3 protein-coding genes are annotated in these 3,858 nt (G+C 68.3%); all 3 read left to right on the plus strand.

Going from position 1 to position 3,858, the window contains the following annotated elements; translation table 11 throughout:
* The first annotated feature begins 181 nt into the window (after positions 1-181).
* Positions 182-1,114 (plus strand): ABC transporter permease, encoded by a 933-nt coding sequence (locus tag ABDW35_RS33540; protein ID WP_343718189.1) that lies wholly within the window; start codon positions 182-184, stop codon positions 1,112-1,114.
* A 10-nt stretch (positions 1,115-1,124) separates the two neighbouring features.
* Complete coding sequence (locus tag ABDW35_RS33545; RefSeq protein WP_343718190.1) at positions 1,125-2,015, plus strand: ABC transporter permease; 891 nt, start codon at positions 1,125-1,127, stop codon at positions 2,013-2,015.
* 4 nt (positions 2,016-2,019) lie between these two features.
* On the plus strand, positions 2,020-3,858 hold a 1,839-nt coding region (locus ABDW35_RS33550), incomplete at its 3' end, for an ABC transporter ATP-binding protein (RefSeq protein WP_343718191.1).

The raw sequence follows: 3,858 nt of genomic DNA on the forward strand, positions 1-3,858 counted from the left end.
ATACGCACTTTATCGATAGGTGCACTGTAGAAGAGAAAAAAAATATGGAAATATCGGGGCGAGAGCTGGTTCCCAAGCCCAAGCAGACCCAGTCCCCCCTCCCCCTGCGGGAGGGGGGCAGGGGGAGGGGGTTCATGCCGCAAGAGCCGGCCCCGGAAGGCTTTGAGGAGGCCGTCAGGCGATGCTGATCTTCTTCGCCAAGCGCGCCTTCTTCATGATCCTGACCATGCTGGCGGTGTCGCTGCTGGTCTTCCTCCTCCTGGAGGTGAACGGGTCGTCGGTGGCCGTGAAGGTCCTCGGGCCCTACAGCTCGGACGAGCAGCGCCATCTCTGGCTCCAGGCGCATGGCTATTTCGCGCCGTGGTACGAGCGCTACTTCGCCTGGCTCGGCCGGATGGCGAGCGGCGAGTTCGGCGACAGCCTGAGGTTCAAGACCTCGGTGGCGTCGGTGCTCTGGCCGCGGCTGGAGAACACTGCGATCCTGGCCGCCTTCGTCTTCCTGATCATGGTGCCGGTCTCGGTCGTGCTCGGTGTCCTCGCCGGCATGCGCGAGGGCTCGGCCACCGACCGCTCGATCTCGGTGCTGTCGATCGTCACCACCTCGATCCCGGAATTCGCCTCGGCCACCTTCCTGTCCTTCCTGTTCGTACTGGTGCTGAAATGGCTGCCGGGCACCAGCGGCATGAACCAGGGCTTCGACATCCTGCAACTGGTGATGCCGGTCGCGGTCCTCGTTCTCTATGATTTCGGCTACGTCACCCGGATGATGCGCGCCTCGATGGCCGAGGTGATGCAGAGCCCCTATATCCGCACCGCGGTGCTGAAGGGGATCCCATACAAGCGGGTGATCCTGCGCCACGCTTTGCGCAATGCGCTGATCGCGCCCTTCACCGTGATCGTGCTGCAGATCAACTGGCTGCTGTCCGGCGTGATCGTGGTCGAGGCCTTCTTCGGCTACAAGGGCTTCGGCGCCCTGCTGCTCGAAGCCTCGCTGAACCAGGACATCTACCTGATCCAGGCCTGCGCCATGGTCTCGGTCTTCGTCGCGGTGGCGACGCAGACCATCGCCGATGTCGGCTACACCTACCTCAACCCGCGCATCCGCTTCACCTGAGGGGCACGGAATGGCCGAGATCTCGCTCCCGCCGCCATCCTCGCTGGCCCGCAACCCGATCCTCCGCGCGCTGCGCTCGGTGCTGCTGCTGCGCGAAAGCTGGGTCGGCATGGTCGGTGTGCTGATCGTGCTGTTCTGGATCGCAGTGGCGATCCTGGCGCCGCTGCTCGCGCCGTTCCCGCCGAACCAGAACCTGCTGCCGTTCAAGCCGCCCGGCACCGTGGCGCCCGACGGTGGGGTGTTCTGGCTGGGCACCGACCAGCTCGGCCGCGACATCCTCAGCCGGGTCATCTACGGCGCCCGCCGGGTGCTGATCTACGCGCCGCTGGCCACGCTCTGCGCCTATGCGCTGGGCGTCACCATGGGCTTGCTGGCCGGGTACAAGCGCGGCCTGTGGGACGATGTGCTGAGCCGCATCGGGGACATCATCCTGTCCTTCCCGATCCTGGTGCTCTACGTCGTCATCATCACCACCTTCGGCCCCTCCGGCATCAACATCGTGCTGGCGGTCACCTGCGCCAGCGCCCCCGGCATCATGCGCATCGTCCGCGGCCTGACCCTGGATCTGCGCAACCGCGACTATGTCGCCGCGGCGCAGACCCGCGGCGAATCCTCGCTCTACATCATGTTCGTCGAGATCCTGCCGAACGCCCGCGGGCCGCTGATCGTCGATGCCTGTCTGCGCCTCGGCTACACCATCATCACCATCGGCGTGCTGGGGTTCCTCGGCCTCGGCCTGCCGCCGCCGGACCCGGATTGGGGCGGCATGGTCAATGAGACCCGCGCCATGGCGGCCTTCGCCCCCTGGATGACGGTCTTCCCCTGCATCGCCATCTCGTCGCTCGTCCTCGGCCTGAACCTGCTGGCCGACGGTCTGCGCGAGATCTCATTGAAGGACTGAGGTGATGACGGTCGAGGTGATCCCGCCGCGCGACACCACCACCCCGATCCTGGAGATCGACGGGCTGTCGATCTCCTACCTCACCCGCGCCGCGGAGATCCCGGCGGTGGTCGATTTCTCGCTGACCATCCGGCCGGGCGAATGCGTCGGGCTGGTGGGCGAGAGCGGCTGCGGCAAGTCGACCGTGGCGATGGCGATCATGCGCTATCTCGGCCGCAACGGCCGGATCGCCGGCGGCAGCATGAAGTTCCGCGGCCGCGACCTGCTGGCGATGTCGGAGGAGGAACTGCGGCGCATCCGCGGCGCCGAGATCGCCATGGTCTACCAGGAGCCGATGGCGGCGCTGAACCCGGCGCTGCGGATCGGCGACCAGCTGGCCGAGGTGCCGCTGTGCCACGAGCCCGGCTGCACCCGCGAGCAGGCGCTGGCCCGGGCTCAGGACATGCTGGGCCGGGTGCGGCTGGGCGACCCCGCCCGGGTGATGCAGGCCTATCCGCACCAGATCTCCGGCGGCCAGCAGCAGCGCGTGGTCATTGCCATGGCGCTGCTGTCGAACCCGTCGCTGCTGCTGCTGGACGAGCCGACCACGGCGCTGGACGTGACGGTCGAGGCCGGCATCGTCGACCTGATCGCCGAGCTGGGCCGGACGCTCGGCACCGCCATGCTGTATATCAGCCACAATCTCGGGCTGATCCGCGAGACCTGCGACCGGGTCTGCGTCATGTATGCCGGCCAGGCGGTCGAGGACGGCACGATCGACCAGATCTTCGCCGCCCCGCGCCACCCCTACACCCAGGGCCTGTTCGGCTGCATCCCGACGCCGGGGCGGGACAAGACCAGCCGGCCGCTGGTGCCGATCCGCGGCCAGCTGCCGCTGCCCCAGGCCCGTCCGCAGGGCTGCTGGTTCGGGCCGCGCTGCGACCATTTCCAGGCCGGGCGCTGCGACGCGGGCCCGATCCCGATGCTGCCGGCCAGCGAGACCCGGCGGGTGCGCTGCCTGCGCTGGGAGGAGATCGAGCACCTGCCGCCCGCCCCGGCGCCGGTCGAAGCGGTGCCCGTCGCCGCCGCCGCCAACGACCATCCGGTGCTGGAGGTCGCGGCGATGCGCAAGCATTACCCGATCTATGACAGCTCGATCGCGGCGCTGCTCGGCAGCGACCGCACCCGCTATGTCCGCGCCAATGAGGCGATCAGCTTCGAGGCCCGTGGCGGCCAGACCGTCGCCATCGTCGGCGAGAGCGGCTGCGGCAAGTCCACCTTCGCGCGCGTGCTGATGGGGCTGGAGACGGCGACCGACGGCACCGTCTCCTTCCGCGGCACCGATATCGGCCGCAAGCCGGTGCAGCAGCGCGACGCCAAGCTGCTGTCGTCGCTGCAGATGGTGTTCCAGAACCCGAACGACACGCTGAACCCCAGCATGAGCGTCGGCCAGCAGATCGGCCGGGTGATCCGCAAATTCGGCGTCAAGAAGGGCCGGCGCGAGGTGGAGGCGGAGGTGCTGCGCCTGCTCGACCTGGTCAAGCTGCCGCGGGCCTTCATCGACCGCAAGCCGCGCCAGCTTTCCGGCGGGCAGAAGCAGCGAGTCGGCATCGCCCGCGCCTTCGCCGGCGCCCCGGCCATGGTGGTGGCGGACGAGCCGGTCTCGGCGCTAGACGTCTCGGTCCAGGCCGCGGTTACCGGCCTGCTGGTCGACATCCAGCGCCGCTCCGGCACCACGATGCTGTTCATCAGCCATGATCTCGGCGTGGTCCGCTACCTGGCCGACCGGGTGGTGGTGATGTATCTCGGCCAGATCATGGAGCAGGGGACGACCGACGCCGTCTTCCAGCCGCCCTACCACCCC

The sequence above is a fragment of the Inquilinus sp. genome, from assembly GCF_039594555.1.
Taxonomy (GTDB): Bacteria; Pseudomonadota; Alphaproteobacteria; order DSM-16000; family Inquilinaceae; genus Inquilinus.

Coding starts and splice junctions, on each gene's coding strand:
- ABDW35_RS33540 (WP_343718189.1), top strand. CDS start 182: ATGCTGATCTTCTTCGCCAAGCGCGCCTTCTTCATGATCCTGACCATG.
- ABDW35_RS33545 (WP_343718190.1), top strand. CDS start 1,125: ATGGCCGAGATCTCGCTCCCGCCGCCATCCTCGCTGGCCCGCAACCCG.